Here is a 21,972-nt window from a genome sequence, read left to right on the forward strand (position 1 = left end):
CACCATTTTTGATTTATAAAATACTTTAGCTGCTTAAGTTTTCGGGCATAAAAAAACCCGCTTACGCGGGCTTTGATCAGGGTGTTTTAAGCTGACTTTTTCTTCTGCTTGCCGAGGCGGGTAGCTAAAGCCGTGACTTTCTGATAGCCAGTTGGCATAAGGCGCTGAATTAAATCAATCGCTTTGGCATCATTTCCAATCAGCAGACGGCGTTTATCTTTTTGTACCGCTTCCAGAATTTGACGGGCTGCTTCTTCCGGTGGGCAACGCAGCAGCTTATTGAAATTCTGTGCAGATTTTTCCGGATGCATTCCCAGACTACGGATACTGTCATTCATTTTTGCTGCAATGGCGATATTGGTACGGATTCCGCCTGGGTGTACACAGAGTGCGCTTACGCCGCAGTTTTCCATATCCAGTTCCTGACGCAAGGATTCGGTAAAACCACGCACGGCAAATTTAGTGGCATTATAAGCAGACTGGGTTGGCTGGGCAGTTAAACCGAACAGGCTGGAAATATTGATGACATGACCATCACCGGTTTTCTTGATTAAAGGCAGGAACTCTTTGGTGCCATAGACCACGCCCCAGAAGTTAATGCCGACGATCCATTCCAGCTCTTCATAGCTGGCGCCTTCTACGGTAGAACCGAGTGCCACACCAGCATTGTTAAAGATCATATTCACGCTGCCATGATCTTTCTCGACCTCAGCGGCCCAAGCGTGCATTTCTTCCAGATTAGCCACATTGACCTTTTTGGTTGTGACACGAACATCAGTACCTTGTAGCAGCTCAACAGTTTTAGCTAGACCCTGTTCATTCACATCACTGAGTGCTAAATGACAGCCCTGCTTTGCTAAAAGCACTGCAAGTTGCTGGCCGATACCTGAACCTGCGCCAGTAATGGCCGCGACCTTATTATTAAAATTTTTCATTGAATTTCCTTGATTAAAACACTGCCCTTCCATGACAGCCTGTTTTTTCTGTCGCATAGGGATACAGCACACCGTTTCAATATAGTTTTGACAATCCCTATTGTCAATAATTCCAGCATGTCTCTACGGGCCAATTTTCAGGCTTGAATTTCAGCATAGGTCAAAGCCGGATTTATTGATAAGATACTTAAAATCTCAAGCACATGAGTCTATGGTCTTTATGACGGATGCAGTAAATTCAAGACAAAAACTAGCAAGTAAAAGTAAGGAACGCCAGTTTAAAGGACTTTCCATGGCTGAGCGTCAGCAGGCGCGTCGTGAAAAGCTGATTGAGGCCGGGATCGAGGCGTATGGTCGTCATGGTTTCTTTTCAGTCACAGTGAAGGATATCTGTAACGAAGCCAAACTGACTGAACGTTATTTTTATGAATCCTTTAAGAAAAGCGAACATCTGTTCCAGACTATTTTCCTCAAGCTGATTGACCAGTTACAGCAGAATGTCATGCAAGCCATGATGCAGGCTTCTTCTGATCCAAAGAAAATGATCGAAGCCGGTCTGACCGCCTTGCTGACGACCTTACGTGACAATCCGGGTATGGCACGAATTATTTATATCGATGCGATGCTGGTTCAGGAACTGCATAATCAGGCCACGATTCATGAAACCATGGGCCGTTTCGACCGTATGATTCAGGCCTTTGTCATGCTGATGATGCCGAACCTGAATCGTTCTGAACGAGAGATTTCCCTGGTCTCGACCGGACTCAATGGTTATGTCACCCAGATTGCGATTCGCTGGGTCATGAGCGGCTTTAAACAGTCACTGGAAGAAATTCTGTCTTCCTGTAGTCTGGTATTCTTTGCTTTACTAGATACTTTGGGTACAGAAAAACTGGCGGATCCGGTTAGATAATTTTTAAATCAGGATAAGGTCTACGTAGATCTAGCTCTCAGTGATCTACAAGATTTTGAATTAAGACCCTCTTATAAAATAACAGCTTAAATTGTGACAAATCTTTGCGAAAGGCCCCGGAACTACCTATTCTGCAATGATACTGTCATAATTAATCTTTGTAATAAGCCTGTCATAAATATAAAACGGTCCACCGTTTGCATGAAATAGGGTATTGCGCTGTGAAAGATGACTACATTCTAATTGTTGATGATGAACTGCCGATTCGTGAAATGATCCATACTGCTCTGGATATGGCGGGCTTTCAATGTTTACAGGCAGAAGATGCCAAGCAGGCTCATCAAATGATTGTGGACCAGCGTCCAGCATTGATTTTGCTGGACTGGATGATGCCGGGTGGCGTCAGTGGTGTCGATCTCTGTCGTCGTCTGAAACGCGATGAAAATCTGTCCGAAATTCCAGTCATCATGCTAACTGCACGTGGTGAAGAAGATCATAAAGTTCAGGGACTGGACGCCGGTGCCGATGACTATATGACCAAGCCATTTTCGACCCGTGAGCTGGTTTCACGTATTAAAGCTGTTTTGCGTCGCTCTAATGCCCTCAGCGGTGAAAAATCCATTGATGCTAACGGACTGGTATTAGACCCAGTCAGTCAGCGCGTGAATTTTGGCAGTACTATACTGGACATGGGACCCACTGAATATCGTCTCTTGGCATTTTTCATGACCCATCCGGAACGTGCTTATACCCGTGCGCAATTGCTGGATCAGGTTTGGGGTGGCAACGTCTATATTGAAGACCGGACTATTGATGTGCATATCCGTCGCCTGCGTAAGGTACTTGAACCTTATGGCGCTGACCGTTATGTACAAACTGTGCGTGGCACCGGTTACCGTTTCTCGACCCGTACCGATGTTGCACTGGGTTAATTATTTTTAGGTAAATCTTGTTTTATGTATGAGCCCTATCCTGTTCCCGAACTGTCGCACGAGCACAAAAGACTCCGTTACAGCAGCCTATGGGATTTTGCCAAGCAAGATTTACGTCTCCTTCTTCTCTTCCTGGTGATTGCCAGTTGTATTGGTCTAGGCATCGGTTATTTCTGGATCTGTATCGTTCTGGCCTTTGTTGCCTTCTTTGGCACACAGTTGCGTTCACTCTACCTGGTCAATGAATGGATCTCGAACCGTCCCTATGATGTACCACCAAATATCAATGGGATCTGGGGGGCTTTACTGTTCAATGTCTATCGGGCCCAGCGTCAGGAACGTGTCGTTCAGGCGGAGATGGTCGAGCTGATTGACCGTGCTCAATCCTCGCTAATCGCCCTACAAGAGGCTGTGGTACTGATTGATGAAAATCAGCAGATTGAATGGTGGAATCCGGCGGCAGAACGGTTACTGGGGATTGGTCAGGAAGATCGCGGCCGCAATATCCTGAGTTTGTTACGTCAGCCAAATTTCATTGATTACTATCATCATATTGATGATGCACCTGATGGCCTTAAAATGAAGTCTTCGATATTTGAAGATCATTATGTACAAATCAAAATGACCCGCTTTGGTGGTGAAAGTCGCCTACTGGTCGCCTATGATGTGACCCGCATGCATAATCTGGAACAGATGCGTAAGGACTTTGTCGATAATATTTCGCATGAACTGCGTACCCCTTTGACTGTGCTCAGCGGTTATATCGAAACCTTTACCGATCAGGAAGATATTAGCCCGCGCTGGAAACGCGCCTTTGACCAGATGCAGTCCCAGACTCGTCGCATGAATGCACTAGTGAATGACCTGTTGCTGCTATCCCGTCTGGAAAATGACAAGAATATTGCCAAGAACCAGATTATTGATATGCCGAATCTGATGAACCAGCTGTTTGATGATGCGCAAGCCTATAACGTGGATTATGGCCATACCCTAAATCTGGATATTGACAGTCACTGTGACCTGATCGGCTCAGATATGGAAATTGCCAGTGCCTTCAGTAACCTGATTACCAATGCTATCAAGTACACGCCTAAAGGTGGAACTGTCACCATGGGCTGGCATGATGATGGTGAATCGGCCTATTTTGTCGTAGAAGATACCGGAATTGGGATTGATCCTAAACACTTGCCTCGCTTGACTGAACGTTTCTACCGGGTAGATTCTGACCGTAGCCGCCGTACTGGTGGCACAGGACTGGGTCTGGCGATTGTGAAGCATGTACTGATGCAACATCAGGCTCAGCTCGAAATTGATTCCCATGAAAATCAGGGATCCACCTTTAAGGTGATTTTCCCTAAAGAACGTCTCAGTTTCCCAGACTGATTCAAAAATAAAAAAAGGTGCAAATCGCACCTTTTCTTTTTTAGCGAAGGCTTTAAGACTTTAATGCCTGCTCCTTGGATAAGGCCCGGAAATAAGCCGCACGATGCGAGATCCGTTCCAGATAGGCTTGAATCGCCGGATAGCTTTTACCGGTACGGCTTTGCATGGCTTCAAGTGGGAAGCTCATCTGGATATCCGCAAAACTGAAACGACCGGCAAAATATTCATGCTGGCTTAAATGATCTTCCAGAAACTGGATATGGTCTTTTAGACGGCTTTGTACAAACTGCTTTTTTACCCCTTCACAAATTGTTTTAGCCACGGGACGAACCAGAAATGGCACTTGCTCAGGAACTTTGGTCATCACCAGTTGCATGACCAGCAAAGGCATCAAAGACCCTTCTGCATAATGCATCCAGTAGCGGTATTGCGCCTTGTTCTCGGCACTGATCGGCTGAAACTGATGGGTCGAATCATAGGTTTCTTGGAGATACTCCAGAATGGCGGCAGACTCAGCCAGTACCAGATTCTGATCTTCCAGAATCGGGGCTTTACCCAGAGGATGAACCTGTTTCAAAGCAGGCGGAGCAGAATAGTTAGGCAGGCGTTTGTAATACTTGATCTCATAATCAAGTTCCAGCTCTTCCAAGGCCCACATGATTCGAAATGATCTTGATTGTTCGAGATGATGTAAAACACGCATATTAGACTCATGATTTTATTGTTATTACTGCGTGAGCATAGCAAAAAATCTGGCTCTAACTAAAGAGTTTATCAGTCTACTTACATTTTCCCTACCGGATATAGCGTACCCTCTTTTAGCTTAAATCAGGCTAGTGCGGATCTCCAGACTGCGTAACAGGGTTTTGGTCACCGGGGTTTTGGCACAAATCTCCAGAATTTTCTGCTGCAAAGCCGAATCATGAGTAATATCAAAATTTAAGCGTCGTTCAATCCATTCCTGTCCTTCTTTATTGGCAAAGAATTCTGCTTCAACCTGAAAGTCGCCCAGTTCAATGTCCTTATGTTTGGCATACATGCGCAAAGTAATCATGGTGCAAGAGATCAGACTGCCTAAAAGCAGATCATAAGGTGCAGGACCTGCATCCTGCCCACCGAAGGATTCCGGTTTATCGGTTAGATAATGATGCTGACCATGACTGATTTCTCCCTGCCACGGTATGGTTAAGCTCTGTATTTTGGCAAGTGCGATACGGGCCATATTGATCCTTTGTTCTTATAGTTATATGAAAGATTTATCGAGAAGCACGCATATGTTCCGGAAATACTGGTGCTTCCATACGCGGCCCATCATAGCTTGGAATGGTGCCAAAACGCGGGTGCCCCATCATCCACTGTTCACGGGCCAGCTTCAGTTCTTCCACATCACGACCAACCAGATTCCACCACAATAAAATAGGGCTTTCAAATGGCTCTCCACCAATCAGCAAGATTCGCCCACCCGCATGAATTTCGACATCTACATACTGTAATCCCGGCTCAAGAATCACCATATTATCTTCAGTCAGTTCATGCCCATTAATACTTGCCAGACCCTCAAGGGCCATAAAGCCATATTCAAATCTTGGATCTAAACTCAAATGGGCACGGGTACTTTCAGCAGCAAATAGATCCACCCCCAAAAGCTCAGTATGCACTTTAACTGGTGATAGTGTATCCAGGAATTCCCCGACCAGGACCGTACATTGAATGCCTTGTTCTTCGATCACAGGTAATTGCGGATAATGATCAAACGCGGGAGCCATATTGATCTTGTCATCAGGCAGGGCGATCCAGAGCTGTGCTGCATGCATTTTGGTTTCAGTTTCCGGTGAAACCTCTGTATGCGAAATGCCATAGCCTGAAGTCATCAGATTAACCTGTTTCGGCCGGATCAATTGCCGGTTACCCAGACTGTCGCTGTGCATCATGGTGCCTTCAATCATCCAGGTAAAAGTTTGCAGGCCAATATGCGGATGCGGTCCGATATCCAGACCATCTCCCTGAGGAAACTGAGTGGGACCGGCATGATCCAGAAAACACCAGGCGCCAATCATGCGTTTATGCCGACTCGGCAAGGCCCTTTTAATGACTGTTCCCTGCCCGATTTCCGCACGCCGTAAAGGAACTTCCTGTATGAACTGATTGATATACTTTTCACAATCATCTGAATTTGACAGTTCAATATCATTATTATTCGACATGGTTGAGCTGACCTCGGCAAGTTCATTCTGGCTGTATGCTGCATCAAGACATCTTTCCCTGATCATCACAAGATGTCTACCTCATAGAACAATGTACCGCGTCTACCCACAAAATCTATCTTTAGAAATATTTCGATACGTATAAAATGTGCTACTCATCAGAACAGTTCAAATGCTTAAAGGCTTCATTCTTCCAAATCCTATAATCAAGATCTTGGTGATGAATCATATAATCATTCAAGCACCTTACATCAGTTCGTTTAAATCAACTTATTCATCATGCTCATGTTTCACGTGAAACGCTCATTTTTATTTATATAAACTTTTAAAATCAGAAATCTATAAAAATGTGATCCGTCTAGCTTTATGTTTACAAAACAAAAATTTTGTTACGTTTTCTTTTTAAAATTCTTACTACCCCCTGATTCTAGGGAGATTTTTTTTTATTCATTTGGTCCATAATAGGACCCAATAAAAATAAGATTGGATCAGGACATGTCATCCTCGAATGAAAATATATATTCAACGGCGAATATGTCTTTTCAAAACTCGACCACAGATAGATCATTAAAGTTGGCCGAATGTGATCTGCAAAATCGCCAGTTAATTGAAGATGCGCTTGTACATCGCGCTGCACCTATTCCTGCGCAATTCCAGCAGTACTTTTATAACTATCTTTATGTACATCGTCATCAAAATCTTCGCCAGATTAATTACATGGCGCAGATCGCCTTTTTGCTGTATTTCTTTGCCGATATTTTTATTATTCCTGACATGTTTTTCCTGTCTGGCCTGATCCGGGTATCACTAGTCATTGCTGTCATGTTTTGCTGCTATTACCTGTTTAAGCATCAAAAGAATATCCGGGTTCTGGACATGATTTTGCCTGTGGGCACGACTGTGGCTGCAGCGACCTGGATTAGCCTGCTCCTGCTGTCGAGTAGCCCGCATGTGTCAACTTATATCTATGCCTCTGCGATCTTTGTTTTAATTACCAATCTCTGTGTACAGACCGAGTTTAAGGGTGCGCTGTATTGTTCTATTTTTATCGCCCTGTTTATCATGATTGGGGTAACCCATCTCATGAGTCTATCGCAGGCCTTTATTTTCGCCGTTGTTTTCACGCCTCTCTGGGCGTTTAGTATTTATATCAACTGGAATAATATCATCAACATACGGCGCTCTTTTTTACGCACTTTGCTGGATGAATGGAACTATCAAACCTTAAAAAATCTTGCTCATACTGATGATCTGACGCAGTTATTTAATCGTCGTCATTTTGTGGATATGGCGGAACGTTCAATCCATCAATGGCCAAAGCCTGCCAGCACCTGTCTTTTGATGTTTGATGTCGATTATTTCAAGAGAATCAATGACAATTATGGCCATGATGTGGGTGACCGGGTGCTACAACTGATTGCTGAAATTACCCGTAAAGAAATGCGCTCTAGCGATGTACTGGCACGTTTTGGTGGAGAAGAATTTATTGCCTTGCTGGAAGATACCCAGCTACAGGACTGCCTGATGATTGCAGAACGGATTCGCTGTTCGATTCAAAAGCAGGTGATGCACATCAATTCTGACCAGAAAATCCAGTTCACGATTTCTATCGGTATTGCTGAACTTGAATCTCCGCAACAGGAGCTTGAAGACCTGATTAAGCATGCAGATATTGCGCTTTATGAAGCTAAGAAAGCGGGAAGAAACCGGATTCGGGTCTATCATCCTAATATGCTGCAACCGACTAAACCGCTCTCTCCAAATCCCTGGAATGTATTTAAACCTTTGAATAAACAGGAGCAGTCTGGCGCTCATCATAAAGCGAAACAGTCTTGGTCTGCTTTGTAACCTGATAGCAAAATCAAGATTATTAGACAAGAATTTAAGAATTAGGCCTAAATTTGTTTGTGATGCTTTTCAAATAATTCCTAAAAGAATAGAATATTTTCATACAAATATAAATATTCATCTTATTCATTTCTTTGGATTTAATGTGGGAAGGCGATATGCCAGATAAATATGAAGAAGAAGCTCGCCTCCTGTTTCAGGATGCCCTTCAAGATCCTCTTGTTCGTATTCCTGGGTCTTTAAAACCTGCCTACTTTAGCCATCAGAAACAGCTCACTTTAAAATACCTGTTGCAGGTGAACCTATTCGCACAGGTGGCATATGCCTCCTACACCCTTGCCGATATTCTGGTGCTGAATAACATTATGAATTTGCTCATTCTGACCAAGCTAGGCTATACCTTGGTGATCGTGCTGATAACCATCTGGATGTATCATTTTTACCGGAATTTGCCTGTATTTGACCTGCTGTTGCCGACCTCGATTATCGGAGCAAGTGCAATCTGGTTTTTTAATCTGAATCAGTCTGAAAGTCCGCATACGCTCATTTATCAATATGCTTCGCTGGTCTTTATTGTCCTGGCCAATCTATGTGTACAGATTCGCTTCTGGCCTAGCCTGATTAATTCCGGTCTGATTACACTGGTGATTTATATTGGTGTGTATTTCAATACCCAAGCTGATCTGTATCAGATGTTCTTGTTTTCCTTGATCTATATGCCGGTATTGACCTTCAGTTTATATATCAGTTGGAGCTCTACACTAAAATCCCGTTTGGTATTCCTGCAACATACCCTGAATGAATATCATCGTCAGACCTTTGAAAATCTCGCCCATACTGACTCGCTGACAGGCCTGAATAATAGACGCTGTTTTGAATATCTGGTACAACAGCTGATCCAAAACAATCTTAAAACAGCCTGCTCCAATCAGTTTGCTGGTCTTTGATGTCGATCATTTCAAGCAGATTAATGACCGTTATGGACATGATGTTGGAGATCAGGTACTGCAGATGATTGCACAGACTACACGCAATGAAATGCAACGCCATGATGTGCTGGCACGGTATGGGGGTGAAGAATTTATCGCATGCCTGCCTGAAACTTCACTAGATGATGCGTTAAAAATTGCCGAGCGTTTAAGACACAAAATCGAAAATATTGTGGTCAATCTGGAACATGGGCATCGTCTTGATTTCACCGTTTTAATTGGTGCGGCCATTCTGGAAAGCAGTGAAACGGATTTAATGGCGCTGATTAAACAGGCTGATATTGCCCTGTATCAGGCTAAAGCCAATGGTCGGAACAGAGTGGAATGTTATGACCCTGAACTGGATCAGAGCTTGCTTGGAGAGCTTCAAAACTGGCAGGTTAAACCGGCTTAAATTCATTTGAAAGATAATAAAAAAAGAGCGCCGAAGCGCTCTTTTTATGAGTTAAAAATTATCTTCATCAAAACGATCTTGATCAATTTTATAGATATGAAAACTGCGTTCTATTTGTACGCCTAAACCAAATTCAATCATTAAAGACGTTAACTTATCACCATCAATTAATACAATTCCCGACTTCTTTGCGGATTCAATTGCCTCTTTACTAAAATTAGAAGTAGTAATAAATACGCCTTTCTTGGCAACCTGATCCGCTAAAGCCCCTTTAAACTGCTGAATATCAGGACGTCCTACTGTATTTTCCCAACGTTTTGCTTGAATATAAATTTTATCTAACCCTAATCGGTCTTCACTGATGACTCCATCAATTCCACCATCGTTGGTTTTACCAATTGCTTGGGCTGCATCTTGATGTGAACCACCGTAGCCCATAGCAACAAGCAGATCTACAACAAGTCTCTCAAAAAATGAAGGAGACTTTTCCTTTACCATTTGAAGTAAATCACTTTTCAAATTGAACCTTAATAATTCAGTCGTAGTCTGAATTGTTTCTTCAGGTGTTTGTGTTTCTTGTAATTTATTTGAGTTTTCAAAATTTTTTAAAATTTCGACCTCTAATCCCTCTTCGTTTTTCTTTCCAAATTTAAAATCTATAAATCCATCAAACTGTGCTAAAAATTCATTAGTTATTGCTTCTAAGTTTTTTAAATCAATTTTTCTTCCTAAATCGCTAATTTCACAATATGCTCGTTTTGGTTGATGAATTAAACCTGCTTTGACTAAGTATGTCTTTGCCCAAGCAACTCGATCTTTAAATATATTTTTACCACTTGGTAGTACCTTATTTAGATCTTCTTCAGGTAAGCCAGAACGCTCAGCTAGGATATTGGCGGCATCTGAAATTTTAATTGGCCCTTCTATTTCTGATAATAATTTCATCAAAGGCAGCATTAACTGATCATAAGTAGGTAATGACATATATTTTTTAGCTTAAGAATTAATTTTTCTTGAGTATAAATGAAAAAAAGAGCGCCTAAGCGCTCTTTTTTATAGGTAATTTTCGTTAGAAAATTACTCCCATTCAATTGTTGCTGGTGGCTTAGATGAAACGTCATACACCACACGAGAAACTTCAGCAATTTCGTTCATGATGCGTGTAGAAATACGGTCAACCAAGTCATATGGCAGATGTGCAAAACGAGCTGTCATGAAGTCAATGGTTTCAACTGCACGAAGTGCAATTACCCATGCATAACGACGGCCATCACCGACTACACCTACAGATTTCACTGGTTGGAATACGGCAAAGGCTTGAGCAGTTTTGTCGTACCAGCCGCTTGCGCGAAGTTCTTGCATGAAGATGTCATCAGCAAGGCGAAGAATATCAGCATATTCTTTTTTCACTTCACCCAGAATACGAACACCAAGGCCTGGACCTGGGAACGGATGACGGTAGATCATGCTATGTGGCAAGCCTAGAGTGGTACCCAATTTACGTACTTCATCTTTAAACAGGTCACGCAATGGTTCAACCAGGTCAAATGCCAAATCTTCTGGCAAGCCACCTACGTTGTGATGCGACTTGATGACATGTGCCTTACCTTGTTTGCTAGCAGCAGATTCAATCACGTCTGGATAAATCGTACCTTGTGCAAGGAAGGTTACGCCATCGAGCTTGCGTGCTTCTTCAGCGAAGACTTCGATGAATTCACGACCGATGATTTTACGTTTTTTCTCTGGATCAACTTCTCCAGCCAATGCAGAAAGGAAACGATCTTCAGCATCAGCACGGATCACGCGGATCCCCATGTTGTCTGCAAACATCTGCATCACTTGATCGCCTTCGTTCAAACGAAGCAGACCGTTGTCTACAAATACACAAGTCAACTGATCGCCAATTGCTTTGTGTAGAAGTGCCGCTACAACCGATGAATCGACACCACCTGAAAGACCTAACAATACTTTTTCATTGCCAATCTGTGCACGAAGCTGTTCTACACGCAGGTCAATAATATGTTCTGGTGTCCACAGACCACGACACCCACAAATCTGGTGTACGAAGTTAGACAGTAATTCTGCACCTTTCGAAGTATGTGTTACTTCAGGGTGGAACTGGATCCCATAGAAACGGCGAGCTTCATCAGACACCATGGCAATCGGGCAGCTTGATGTGCTTGCAGTCACCTGGAAGCCTTCTGGAATGCGTGCAACCTTGTCACCATGACTCATCCAGACATGCAGCTGGTTTTCACGGTCTTGCAGCTGACCAATCAGCTGGTCACGTACCACGATATCCACTTCTGCATAACCGAACTCATGTACAGTACCTGGCTCAACTTTACCGCCAAGCTGTTCACACATGGTTTGCAAGCCATAACAGATACCCAGTACAGGTACACCTAACTCAAATACCACTTGCGGCGCACGCGGGCTGCCTTCCAGGTGAACACTTTCAGGTCCACCAGACAAGATGATACCGTTTGGATTAAATGCGCGAATGTCTTCTTCAGACATGTCATAGGCATACATTTCAGAATATACACCAGCTTCACGGACACGACGTGCGATGAGCTGACTATATTGAGAACCGAAATCCAGAATCAGGATACGATCTTCAGTAATTTGAGTATTGGTAGTCATGACAAACAACTATGAAAGGCAAACGAAAGATAAGCGCCGTATTCTAGCATTTTTATTAGGCTTAAGCACACTATTCCCATCAGCATAATAATTAAGCAGTTTATTTCTTTAAATAGAATTAAGCTTTCGATTCAGCAAGAGAGCTTTCCCTTCTCTCCACGGAATTCAGCGTATTTACGCTATTTGGATTTGAATATTTTAGGATCGGCCAGTTAAGTGGCTATTGAAAGTTTATTTCATCTATCTCTATCACTGTCTTCATTTGATAGCGTTTAGGATTGAAAATGGGAGCCACCTTTTGATTTTTATTTTAATGACGTTTTCATGCTAAGCCTGTTTTCGCAGGAATTCACCGCCAATTTGTAAGATAAATTTTTAATTCACCCATCAGGGATGAGCGGGCAATTATTTTCCTGTTCGGTACTGACTTTCATGCCCCAGACTGTTAGGATTTGATCACCTTTTCGCTTGTTTTTTCCCTATGGAACTGCTTGATTTTATCCTCCACGTTGATGATCACCTGCTCGAATTCATTACCAATTACGGCATCTGGATTTATGGCATTCTTTTCCTGATTATTTTTGTTGAAACGGGACTGGTGGTGATGCCGTTCCTGCCGGGAGACAGTCTGCTATTTGCTTCAGGTGCGCTTGCGGCTTCAACGGGTGCTATGGATCCATGGGTACTGATTCCGCTACTGTTCACTGCGGCAGTGCTGGGCGACACCCTGAATTATCATATTGGTAAATATATTGGGCCACGTGTATTTGAGATTGAATCACGTTTTATTAATAAAAAGCATTTGCTTGCTACCCAGCAGTTCTTTGTGAAACACGGCGGTAAAACCATTATTTTTGCCCGTTTCATTCCTTTCGCACGTACCTTTGCACCTTTTGTTGCCGGTGCGGGAAGTATGAATTACAAATATTTCCTGACTTACAATATGATCGGTGGCTTTCTCTGGATCAGTTCGTTTGTGATCTTGGGTTATCTATTCGGCAATATGCCAATCGTCAAAGACAACTTCACTCATCTGATTTTCGGCATCATTATTTTAAGTGTCATGCCAGGGGTGATTGGCTTTATTCAGCAGAAACTCAAGAAAAATAAAATTGCCTAGAAGCCTAGCGCTGTTGAGTGAACATTTACTCCAGCCAATTAATCAGCAAGGGCACCAGACAAAGCAGTAAAAACAGAGCCGACCCTTTATAAATCAGGTCGGCTTTTCTTTTTGCCGACTCTCCCGCCAGAATCGCCTGTCCGAAGATCATCCAGAACAACGCAACAAGTAAGGCAATCCCAGTAAAAATGGCAAAGATCAGAACAAAGTTACTCGGACTTTCCCAAGTAGAGAGCGGTAAGATTCCGGTTGCCAGAAGCGCTGCTTTGGGATTTTTCAAGGTTCCCTTAAACATCTGCCAGGGACGGATTTGAGGATGACTCTGATTATATTGTTCCAGTTGCCGCGCCTTGAATAAATGGAAGGTCATCCAGCCGACACCAATTGCACTCAGCACATGCACCAGTTCCTGAAAACTCGGCCAGATTGGTGAAAACAGATGAACCAGCAGAGCCCACCCATTGATCGCATATAAATACCCTACCAGAATGACGGGAATATACAGACTGGTTTTGGCTGTTCCCTGCTGATAGGCAGAACTGGCCACCAATGCATTGGCAGGTCCAGGGATCATCAGCACTGCTATTGTTGCAAAAACAAAGAGCCAGTTTTCAATCATGGTGGTTAAACATATCAGACAAGGTGATTACCTTAACCAATCTCGTGTTCTGATCACAAGACGAGATCTTTCAAAATTTTATGCGCATCGGTCATTTTTTCTGGCAAATACTGTGAACTCTGTCACTTGACCAATCACTTTTAAGATAGAAAAAATGCCGACCTAAAGTCAGCATTTTTTTGATGTTTAGAGGGCTATTTATTGGTGTTTTGACGGACAACAATTGGGCAAGCTTTAAATTTTGCAGCTTGTACAATAGCTTCCTGTTCACCCAGTAGACGTGCCGTTTCAGTGCGTTTGGTATTGGAAGACTGCCCCATATTCACTGATACACTCGGACCAATGCCCCAGCCGCCGCGGCTGCCCCAGCCACCACCGACGCCTACCCCTACGCCGACACCTGTACGTTTAGGCGGCTCAACACCATTATCAAGATACTGCTGAATACGGTTGTATTCACCCTGAAGCTGCTGACAGTTGAGGGTCTGATAATGGGTCGGTGAAACATAGGTCGGTTTGACCGTCGTTGCACAGGCACTCAGCAAGCTAAGTATGCTGATCGCCAGGCTTATTTTCACAAGTTTCATAGTTAACTCGATCTTAATGCTGCTCTATCTCATTGAACAATGATTGATAGGCCTGAGTCAATTTATGATCAGTTGCCAAGTGAATTAATGGCTGATTTTTTTGATGCGACTCTTTCATCAGCACCGAGGGCGGCAACATGCTGTTCAGCACCGGAAGACCTTCATCTATCAGTTGCTGTACCACTTCGCGTGGCAGTTTTGCCTGAGCCTGAAACTGGTTGACCACGATGCCTTCAATTTCCAGACGTTCATTATGATCATCCTGAGTTTCGATGACATTCTCAATCAAGGTTTGTAAGGCCCGTTTAGAAAACACATCACAGTCAAATGGAATCAGAACACGGTCTGCAGCAATCAGTGCTGAAAGCGTAAAGAAATTAAATGCCGGCGGAGTATCGATAAATACCCGGTCATAATGCTCAGCAAGTGGTTGCAAGGCATCGCGCAGCTTATAAATCTTATGCTTGGATTCCAGTGCATGGGCTAATGTGCCCAAACTCGGACTTGCCGGAATGACATCCAGATTTTTAAAAGGTGATTGATGCAGATAACTTTCCAGCCCTTTGGCCCGGGTCTTGAGAATGGAGCCAATCGCATTACCAATTAAGCTTTTGCTCTGCTGATTCCCCAATACATCTTCAAAATAGTTTTCAATATTCGGCTCCAGCGCCGGCTTGTCACTGGAATAGGTTGCATCATCCCCTAGTAAATACTGGCTGGAGTTTGCCTGCGGATCAAGATCGATTAACAGGGTTTTAAACCCTTGATGTGCACTGATTGCAGCCAGATTGACTGCAATACTTGACTTCCCCACCCCACCTTTCTGGTTAAATACCACACGAGTATGCATAAACACCCCTCTTTATTTTTCTAATGATCAGTATGTTTTAGTTCATTGACTGATGAATAATTTAGCCAAAATTCGGCTTGATCATGACCAATACTATAATCGCAATAAGTGAAACCACAGCAATAAATAAGCCAGCACGGCGTTGTACCAGCAGGATTGAATCATCTTTTTTATAGGCTTTGCCCAAGGATGAAATCAGCACCAGGAATAAAATGATTTTGGCATAAAACCAAGGCTGTACATCAAAATTCTTTAAAAACAGGGCAATAATCCCAGTTAAGGCAATCACGCTAATGACCAGGTGCTGCAAAGCGACCAGAAATACACGCGCTTTTGGATTCGGTTGATTGCCCTGTGTACCCATAAACAGGGTAATAGCACGCGCAAGAATGGCCACAATGGCCAGTCCTGCCGCAGACATATGAATAATTTTGACTAAAAGCTGGGTATCCATAAAGTCCTCTTAGTTTTTCGGTGCATGTGCACATTCCGGACTAGACGTGTCCTGTCCTGTCCACTCTTCAGGCAAGAAAGCATGAATTGCCAAGGCATGAATTTTATCTTTAGACAGCAAATCACCTGCCGCAGCATAGACCTTTTGATGGCGTTGCACCGCACGTAAACCGGCAAAAGCTTCACTGACAATCACCGCCTTAAAATGCGATTCCTTACCCGGAAAATATCCACCATGACCCGAAGATTCATTCACGACTTCCAGATAGATAGGTGACAATTGTGCCAAACGGTCTTTCAGTTGTTGTTCTAAGCTCATGGCCTGACTCCGATTCAAGATATGGGTCCAGTATACCCTGTTCTATCCGCTATTTCGGTGCAAGAAATGTCTGCAATTATTTGATTGTGCCGAGATTTCATTAAATTTTGCATAAATTTTGTCTAATTGTCTGGAAGCACAGAGAATATTGCTTTTATTTTATGCAATCGACACAAGATTTTTCATAAAGTTATTGACCCTGTTTTTGCATGCTGTATTATACACGGCATGCGGGAATAGCTCAGTTGGTAGAGCACAACCTTGCCAAGGTTGGGGTCGCGAGTTCGAGTCTCGTTTCCCGCTCCAAATTCTTTTTTGTTCATTTTTTAAAGTAAAAAATTGATCGACCCTGCGGGAATAGCTCAGTTGGTAGAGCACAACCTTGCCAAGGTTGGGGTCGCGAGTTCGAGTCTCGTTTCCCGCTCCAGATTCTAAAAGCCTCAGTTGAATGACTGGGGCTTTTTTATTGTTGTTTTATTCAATATTTTACTTCATAAGAAATTTTTATACTTAAAAAAGTAAGTTTACAAAAGTGCTCTTTCAAAACTGTGAACAAAAAACCGTGTAGATGATGCTCCAGAGTATCAATCATACAAGATAAAAAAAACTCCAAAACAAAAGATAGTATTAGCTACTACTAAGTGGCTTATGTTAAACAAGATCAGCTTGCCTAGATCCTAAATATTGATGCCGCGGAGCCTGTTAATAATTTCTGTCATTGCTTCTTAATAAAAAAGCAACTAATATGCTTCTTATACCACCAAAAGCAATAAATATGTCTACACTAAATAAGTCTTTACTACAGCAAATCAAAAAAAGACGAACCCAATTGGGCTTAAAGCAAGTTGATATGCAATCCCGTACAGGCATTTCAAGACAGCAGTACCAAAAACTGGAAAGTCAGGGCAACCCTCGATTAGAGACCTTAGAAATTATAGCGGCAGGATTAAATGCTCAACTGATGCTCATCCCTGATGATAAGGTTCATTTGATTAGACAATTATTGAATGATGAAATTAAAGTCACTATTGAAGATCAGGATGACTTAATGACTAACCCATGGAAGGGTCTTCTCGGAGGAGAGGAACCATGAATACTGTTGCCGTCCTGAAATTAACATTACATCACGGTATCGTTGGATACTTGGCAGGATTTCAGAGCGGAAAAAATATTCTGGTTTTTACAGATTCTTTCCGCTCTGATCAGCAACGCCCGACCTTGAGCCTGCTGACTTCCCCCTTGTATCCTCAAGTGGATAAGATTTTAGAAAAGACCTATGTTACACATCAGCGTTTACATCCCTTGCTATCAAACTTGCTACCAGAAGGTGCATTACGCGAACTGATTGCACAAAGCCTCAAAGTACATATAGACAATGAATTTCAGTTATTGGCAGCTTTAGGTCATGATTTACCTGGGGCACTAATTGCAACCCCAGTAGATCCAGAAGAAATCCCAGATGGAATAAAATTTAAGCTTCAGATCTCGAATCCAGATCAGATCTTAAAGCAAGAGATTCGGACAAATAATAAGTTTTCCTTGGCCGGCGTCCAAATGAAGTTTTCCATGAAAGCCAAAGATGGGCGTTTTACATTAGCACAGGCAACGGAAACGACTCTACTCGGGGACTGGATTGTCAAAACTCCTTCTTCCAGACATGCCTTTGTTCCGCTAAATGAATATTCTATGATGAGCCTTGCCAAAATGGTCGGAATAGATGTCCCTGAGATTCGCTTGGTAGATATGGCACTCTTACAAAACCTTCCACCATTAAATTTACCCCAAGAGCAATATGCTTTTGCAATAAAAAGATTTGATAGACAGAGTACTGCTGATACTACAGAGCTTATTCACATCGAAGACTTTGCTCAGATCTTCGGTGCATATCCACAGCAGAAATACAGCACCACAAATTATGAGCAGATAGGAAAGATCATTTATCAATTTTCAGATAACAAAATTCTTGATATTCAGCAATTTGCCAGCCGCTTACTTGTCAACATTTTGCTCGCCAATGGAGATGCACACTTAAAGAACTGGAGTATGATTTATCACGATAAAACAACGCCAAGATTATCCCCTGCATACGATATATTGATGACAAGTGTATATATTGAAAATGAGCGTCATTTCGCATTGAATCTTGCCAAAAATAAAGATTGGTATTTAGCTGAGATGAAACACTTTAAACAATGGGCGGAAAAAGTCGGTGTTCCATGGCGTGTTATAGAAAAACAACTTCGTGAGATCATCGATAAAGCACGGTCAGTATGGCCAGCGCTATTACTAGACTTACCTATGATTTCTGTTCATAAAGAAAAATTAAGAGAACATTGGAAAAAATTGCATCCAGACTTTCAGATACTTACAGATGATTAGAGGAAACCTGAAACCAAACTAAAATTTCTCAAACAAGTTCATCACGTCATTTTCCGTCAGTTTCGCTTCTCCCTCATGATCTGTGCTTAGAATAGACTGTGCCAGTTCTGCTTTATTCTGCTGCAAGGCAATAATTTTTTCTTCTATGCTTTTATTGGTAATCAGCTTATACACAAATACCGGCTTGTCCTGTCCAATCCGCCATGCACGATCTGAAGCTTGATCTTCAGCAGCAGGGTTCCACCATGGATCATAGTGAATGACCGTATCTGCGGCAGTTAGATTCAGACCGACCCCTCCTGCTTTCAGACTGATTAAAAATACCGGCACTTGTCCAGACTGAAATGCTGTAATGACTTCATCTCGCTTTTTGGTCTTTCCAGTCAGCTTCACATAGCCAATTTCTGCGTGATAGAGCTGTTGTTCAATCAGTTCCAACATTGAGGTAAACTGAGAGAAAATAAGAATTTTTCGTCCCTCTTCCACCATTGGAACAACCATATCCATCAACTGTTCAAGTTTGGCAGAATACGCCTGCCCGGTTTTAACTGAATCCAGTTTCAGCAAGCTAGGATGACAACAGACCTGACGCAGCTTCAGCAAGGCATCTAAAATTTGGATTTGACTACGCTTAAAGCCTTTTTCTGCCACAATTTTCTGAATATTTGCCTGCATCGTGGCGCGAACAGCCTCATATAGCTTGGATTGCTGCTCATTCATGTCAATATTGACTTCAATCGTGGTTTTTTCTGGCAACTCTTTGGCTACGTCAGTTTTCAAGCGACGTAAAATAAATGGTTTAATGCGGTTGACCAGCTTTTGTCTTAACTGCTGATCACCGCGTTTTTCAATCGGATGACGGTATTTTTTATTAAAAATTTCTTGTGAATATAAGAATCCTGGCATCAGGAAATAAAATAGTGCCCACAGCTCACCCAAATGATTTTCCATCGGGGTACCTGTTAGACACAAACGATGTCGTGCTTTTAATTGCCTTACTACCTGTGCAGCTTTGGCACGCGGATTTTTGATATTCTGCGCCTCATCCAAAATGAGTTGATGATATTCATATTGCTTTAGTTGCTCTTCATCTCTCGCCAGAAGCGGATAGGTGGTTAACACAATATCATAGTGCGGAATCTGCTCAAAATACTGATGGCGATCGGGCCCCTGTAGCAGCAATACCTTGAGCTCAGGGGTAAATTTCTCCGCTTCTTTGAACCAGTTATGCATCAGCGATGTGGGTGCAACAATTAAGGCGGGACTGTCCTGCAAATATCCAGCCTGCTTTTCCATGAGTAAATGGGCTAAAGTTTGTGCTGTTTTCCCCAAGCCCATATCATCTGCCAGAATCCCGCCATGCTGGGTTTCCCTTAAAAACTGCAACCAGCCTAAGCCCTGCTGCTGGTATGGACGCAACTCTCCCTGAAAACCTTGTGGTGTCGGCAGTTGTTGCTGATAGCCTTGTTTGAATTTCTGTACAAATTGCTGCAGGCGATCACTGACCTGCCATGTCATCCCAAGATTATGCTGCAATTCTAATAATTGACTCGCATCATAGCGATCAATACTGCGCTCTTCTTGCTGTAAAATGCTCTGCAGATGCAACAATACCGGCTTAATATCCCTAGCGGATAGCGCCAAATCAGGTTGATCAACTGCAGTTTTCAGGGTGAAAATGTGACTGTCATTCAGATGACCAAAAATCCGTGGATCAAGTAAATCAGGCTGTTCTTTCACCAAAGCCACAAGTGCATCGAGTAAATCATAGCTATTGCCTGCACTGTCCTGAACGGTCGCCCCGATATTGAACCAGTCTTGTTGGCTTTCAGATTCAGTGATGGAAATATTTAAATTTTCAACATATTGCAGCTTAAATGGGCTGTGTTCCAGATGCTCTATCTGCCATCCAATCAATTCAATTTGATTGATGGGCATCAGCTGTTTGATCCAGTCTCCATAGAACGCAAAAACCATAGAATCAAGACGTTGTTTATCCAGTTTTAATTGCTGGTAATAATTAAGATCTTTCACCCACTTCAGTGATTCGACCAACAGCTGTAAACGCTGGATTGACTGTTGTTCCTGAACTAAATCCCGAAGCTGTCGCACCATTTTCCCATGCTGCTCACCAATAAAACTGTCACCTGATGTACCTGCTTTTATTCGCCCACCAGCATAGGAAAATTCAATTTCAGCACAAACAGACTCTTCCCATTTCCAATCAAATTTATCTAAAACACCGAAGCGTAAAATTGGCTGGGGACTACCCTCAAGGACATCAATATGCTGAATAGACTCGGGCCGAGGCAGATTTTTCACGTCTGAATATTGATGAGTCAGTTGCTCAAACTCTGGCAAGAGCATAGATGGAAGATCAGGCATCTGTAAAAAATGGTACAGAAGATTTGCCGTATATTCACCATATAACTGGCCCACCGTGTTCTGTTGAATATTCACATAACATGGTGGATGGCTCGCGAGAATCTGAATATGTGGATTTGATTTCAAATCGAGTCGAATATCACCATTGACCAATTCAATATTTAAATGCTCAGTCTGTTGTTTAGCCCCTTGTTCCCATCTAAATTCGATGTTGTAGCCTTGTTCTGACCATTGAAGTGCAGCATGGCTCTTTTTTTTCCAATAAACATCGCCACTTTGAATAAAAGATTTGAAATGCTCCAATAAAATTCTAGAGATATCAAGATTGCTTTGATAAAAGCGTTCGTCACTGTTTATTTTGGCATAATAATAAATCTGGTTAAATAATTGTCGTTTTTGTTCAGGTAAAGTCAGATGCTTTCTGGTGATATTTTCATATTGGGTATAATAACTTTCCCCCGCAATTGAGCCGTTTTTATTGCGTCTGGCTTTCTGAACATCAACTGTCAATTTCTTTAAGCTGACAGACTGATCTAGCAGGTAAATTAAATAATTGTTTGTTTTGACAGATTGCTCTGGTTCAGTCTGTTGTAAATACCGTTTAAAATCATTCAACCAGCGCTGCGCCTGATCATCCCCCCGTTGGCGTTTTGTGATTCCCTGCGGGGATTGAGAGTCAGCATAACGCTGCTGAAATTCCTGGCGATATTCCTGAAAGAATAACCGCGCTAAAGCAGCAGCATGTTTACAGTTATATCCAACCGGACAAGTGCAGTCGTCATCGATTAAACGGTCTTTTTGGGGATTATAGGTAATTGCGGTATCGTAATAATCTGTTCCTTCAATTTGGGCATACATCGTAACCCCGTCTTTTTCCTCAAAGAACTCAATCGTTTCCCTATCAATGTGTTTAGCATAGCTCAGACTGCGCTGAAGAGTTGCAGTACTAAAGCGAGATAGAAAATTGATCAATGAGGACATAATTACCAGAAACCAAAAATGTTTATACAATTATA

19 protein-coding genes, 2 tRNA genes and 1 pseudogene are annotated in these 21,972 nt (G+C 42.6%); 10 read left to right on the forward strand and 12 right to left on the reverse strand.

Annotation, left to right across the window (positions count from 1 at the left end):
- Positions 1 to 86: 86 nt before the first annotated feature.
- Positions 87 to 935 (reverse strand): SDR family oxidoreductase, encoded by an 849-nt coding sequence (locus FTU19_RS12245; protein WP_180025413.1) that lies wholly within the window; start codon positions 933 to 935, stop codon positions 87 to 89.
- 220 nt (positions 936 to 1,155) lie between these two features.
- On the opposite strand from FTU19_RS12245, the gene FTU19_RS12250 reads away from it, so the two are divergent.
- The 3 genes from FTU19_RS12250 to phoR all read left to right on the forward strand — a co-directional run bounded on the left by FTU19_RS12250 (position 1,156) and on the right by phoR (position 4,163).
- Positions 1,156 to 1,848: a TetR/AcrR family transcriptional regulator gene (locus tag FTU19_RS12250; RefSeq protein WP_180131427.1), complete on the forward strand. Its 693-nt coding sequence runs from the start codon at positions 1,156 to 1,158 to the stop codon at positions 1,846 to 1,848.
- 221 nt (positions 1,849 to 2,069) lie between these two features.
- Positions 2,070 to 2,780: a phosphate regulon transcriptional regulator PhoB gene (phoB, locus tag FTU19_RS12255; protein ID WP_166138973.1), complete on the forward strand. Its 711-nt coding sequence runs from the start codon at positions 2,070 to 2,072 to the stop codon at positions 2,778 to 2,780.
- Between the two features lie 24 nt (positions 2,781 to 2,804).
- On the forward strand, positions 2,805 to 4,163 hold the full coding sequence (phoR, locus tag FTU19_RS12260; protein WP_180131430.1) for a phosphate regulon sensor histidine kinase PhoR: 1,359 nt from the start codon (positions 2,805 to 2,807) through the stop codon (positions 4,161 to 4,163).
- Between the two features lie 52 nt (positions 4,164 to 4,215).
- On the opposite strand, the gene FTU19_RS12265 is transcribed toward phoR, so the two are convergent.
- The 3 genes from FTU19_RS12265 to FTU19_RS12275 form a co-directional block, all read right to left on the reverse strand.
- Complete coding sequence (locus tag FTU19_RS12265; RefSeq protein WP_179992735.1) at positions 4,216 to 4,866, reverse strand: glutathione S-transferase; 651 nt, start codon at positions 4,864 to 4,866, stop codon at positions 4,216 to 4,218.
- 120 nt (positions 4,867 to 4,986) lie between these two features.
- Positions 4,987 to 5,385 carry an OsmC family protein gene (locus tag FTU19_RS12270; RefSeq protein WP_180002663.1) on the reverse strand — a complete coding sequence of 133 codons (399 nt, stop codon included), beginning with the start codon at positions 5,383 to 5,385 and terminating at the stop codon, positions 4,987 to 4,989.
- Between the two features lie 34 nt (positions 5,386 to 5,419).
- A complete protein-coding gene (locus tag FTU19_RS12275; protein ID WP_180131454.1) occupies positions 5,420 to 6,367 on the reverse strand; it encodes a pirin family protein in 948 nt (315 codons plus the stop codon).
- A 495-nt stretch (positions 6,368 to 6,862) separates the two neighbouring features.
- Between FTU19_RS12275 and FTU19_RS12280 the strand changes: the two genes are divergently transcribed.
- Both FTU19_RS12280 and FTU19_RS16440 read left to right on the forward strand, forming a co-directional pair.
- Positions 6,863 to 8,215, forward strand: a complete 1,353-nt coding sequence (locus FTU19_RS12280) for a GGDEF domain-containing protein (RefSeq protein WP_166138987.1) — start codon at positions 6,863 to 6,865, stop codon at positions 8,213 to 8,215.
- Between the two features lie 158 nt (positions 8,216 to 8,373).
- Positions 8,374 to 9,598: pseudogene (locus FTU19_RS16440) on the forward strand (GGDEF domain-containing protein).
- 51 nt (positions 9,599 to 9,649) lie between these two features.
- Here FTU19_RS16440 and FTU19_RS12290 read toward each other — a convergent pair.
- Both FTU19_RS12290 and guaA read right to left on the reverse strand, forming a co-directional pair.
- Complete coding sequence (locus tag FTU19_RS12290) at positions 9,650 to 10,582, reverse strand: restriction endonuclease (RefSeq protein ID WP_004780654.1); 933 nt, start codon at positions 10,580 to 10,582, stop codon at positions 9,650 to 9,652.
- Positions 10,583 to 10,675: 93 nt separating this feature from the next.
- Entirely contained in the window at positions 10,676 to 12,244 is a 1,569-nt protein-coding gene (gene guaA, locus FTU19_RS12295; RefSeq protein ID WP_180131432.1) for a glutamine-hydrolyzing GMP synthase, read from the reverse strand.
- Between the two features lie 481 nt (positions 12,245 to 12,725).
- On the opposite strand from guaA, the gene FTU19_RS12300 reads away from it, so the two are divergent.
- The gene (locus tag FTU19_RS12300) at positions 12,726 to 13,364 is read left to right on the forward strand and encodes a DedA family protein (RefSeq protein WP_034704672.1); all 639 of its coding nucleotides are present in this window, start codon (positions 12,726 to 12,728) and stop codon (positions 13,362 to 13,364) included.
- Between the two features lie 25 nt (positions 13,365 to 13,389).
- Here FTU19_RS12300 and FTU19_RS12305 read toward each other — a convergent pair whose 3' ends face one another.
- The 5 genes from FTU19_RS12305 to FTU19_RS12325 form a co-directional block, all read right to left on the reverse strand.
- Entirely contained in the window at positions 13,390 to 13,983 is a 594-nt protein-coding gene (locus FTU19_RS12305; protein ID WP_166134737.1) for a threonine transporter RhtB, read from the reverse strand.
- A 194-nt stretch (positions 13,984 to 14,177) separates the two neighbouring features.
- The gene (locus tag FTU19_RS12310; protein ID WP_004780647.1) at positions 14,178 to 14,570 is read right to left on the reverse strand and encodes a hypothetical protein; all 393 of its coding nucleotides are present in this window, start codon (positions 14,568 to 14,570) and stop codon (positions 14,178 to 14,180) included.
- Positions 14,571 to 14,583: 13 nt separating this feature from the next.
- Complete coding sequence (locus FTU19_RS12315; protein WP_180131435.1) at positions 14,584 to 15,420, reverse strand: ParA family protein; 837 nt, start codon at positions 15,418 to 15,420, stop codon at positions 14,584 to 14,586.
- Between the two features lie 61 nt (positions 15,421 to 15,481).
- Positions 15,482 to 15,874, reverse strand: coding sequence for a SirB2 family protein (locus tag FTU19_RS12320; protein WP_180131438.1), 393 nt, complete (start codon positions 15,872 to 15,874; stop codon positions 15,482 to 15,484).
- 9 nt (positions 15,875 to 15,883) lie between these two features.
- Positions 15,884 to 16,192, reverse strand: a complete 309-nt coding sequence (locus tag FTU19_RS12325) for a BolA family transcriptional regulator (RefSeq protein WP_166134734.1) — start codon at positions 16,190 to 16,192, stop codon at positions 15,884 to 15,886.
- A 230-nt stretch (positions 16,193 to 16,422) separates the two neighbouring features.
- On the opposite strand from FTU19_RS12325, the gene FTU19_RS12330 reads away from it, so the two are divergent.
- From FTU19_RS12330 to FTU19_RS12345, 4 genes are all read left to right on the forward strand, one after another.
- A tRNA-Gly gene (locus FTU19_RS12330) sits at positions 16,423 to 16,498 on the forward strand.
- A 45-nt stretch (positions 16,499 to 16,543) separates the two neighbouring features.
- Positions 16,544 to 16,619: transfer RNA gene (locus FTU19_RS12335), tRNA-Gly, on the forward strand.
- Between the two features lie 348 nt (positions 16,620 to 16,967).
- Entirely contained in the window at positions 16,968 to 17,285 is a 318-nt protein-coding gene (locus FTU19_RS12340; protein WP_180002657.1) for a helix-turn-helix domain-containing protein, read from the forward strand.
- Positions 17,282 to 18,571 carry a type II toxin-antitoxin system HipA family toxin gene (locus tag FTU19_RS12345; protein ID WP_166139332.1) on the forward strand — a complete coding sequence of 430 codons (1,290 nt, stop codon included), beginning with the start codon at positions 17,282 to 17,284 and terminating at the stop codon, positions 18,569 to 18,571. Before FTU19_RS12340 ends, FTU19_RS12345 begins: the two co-directional genes overlap by 4 nt.
- Before the next feature lie 18 nt (positions 18,572 to 18,589).
- Here FTU19_RS12345 and FTU19_RS12350 read toward each other — a convergent pair whose 3' ends face one another.
- A complete protein-coding gene (locus tag FTU19_RS12350) occupies positions 18,590 to 21,937 on the reverse strand; it encodes a DEAD/DEAH box helicase (RefSeq protein WP_180131441.1) in 3,348 nt (1,115 codons plus the stop codon).
- Between the last annotated feature and the right edge of the window lie 35 nt (positions 21,938 to 21,972).

This window comes from Acinetobacter sp. YH12072, from assembly GCF_013419565.1.
Classification (GTDB): Bacteria; Pseudomonadota; Gammaproteobacteria; order Pseudomonadales; family Moraxellaceae; genus Acinetobacter.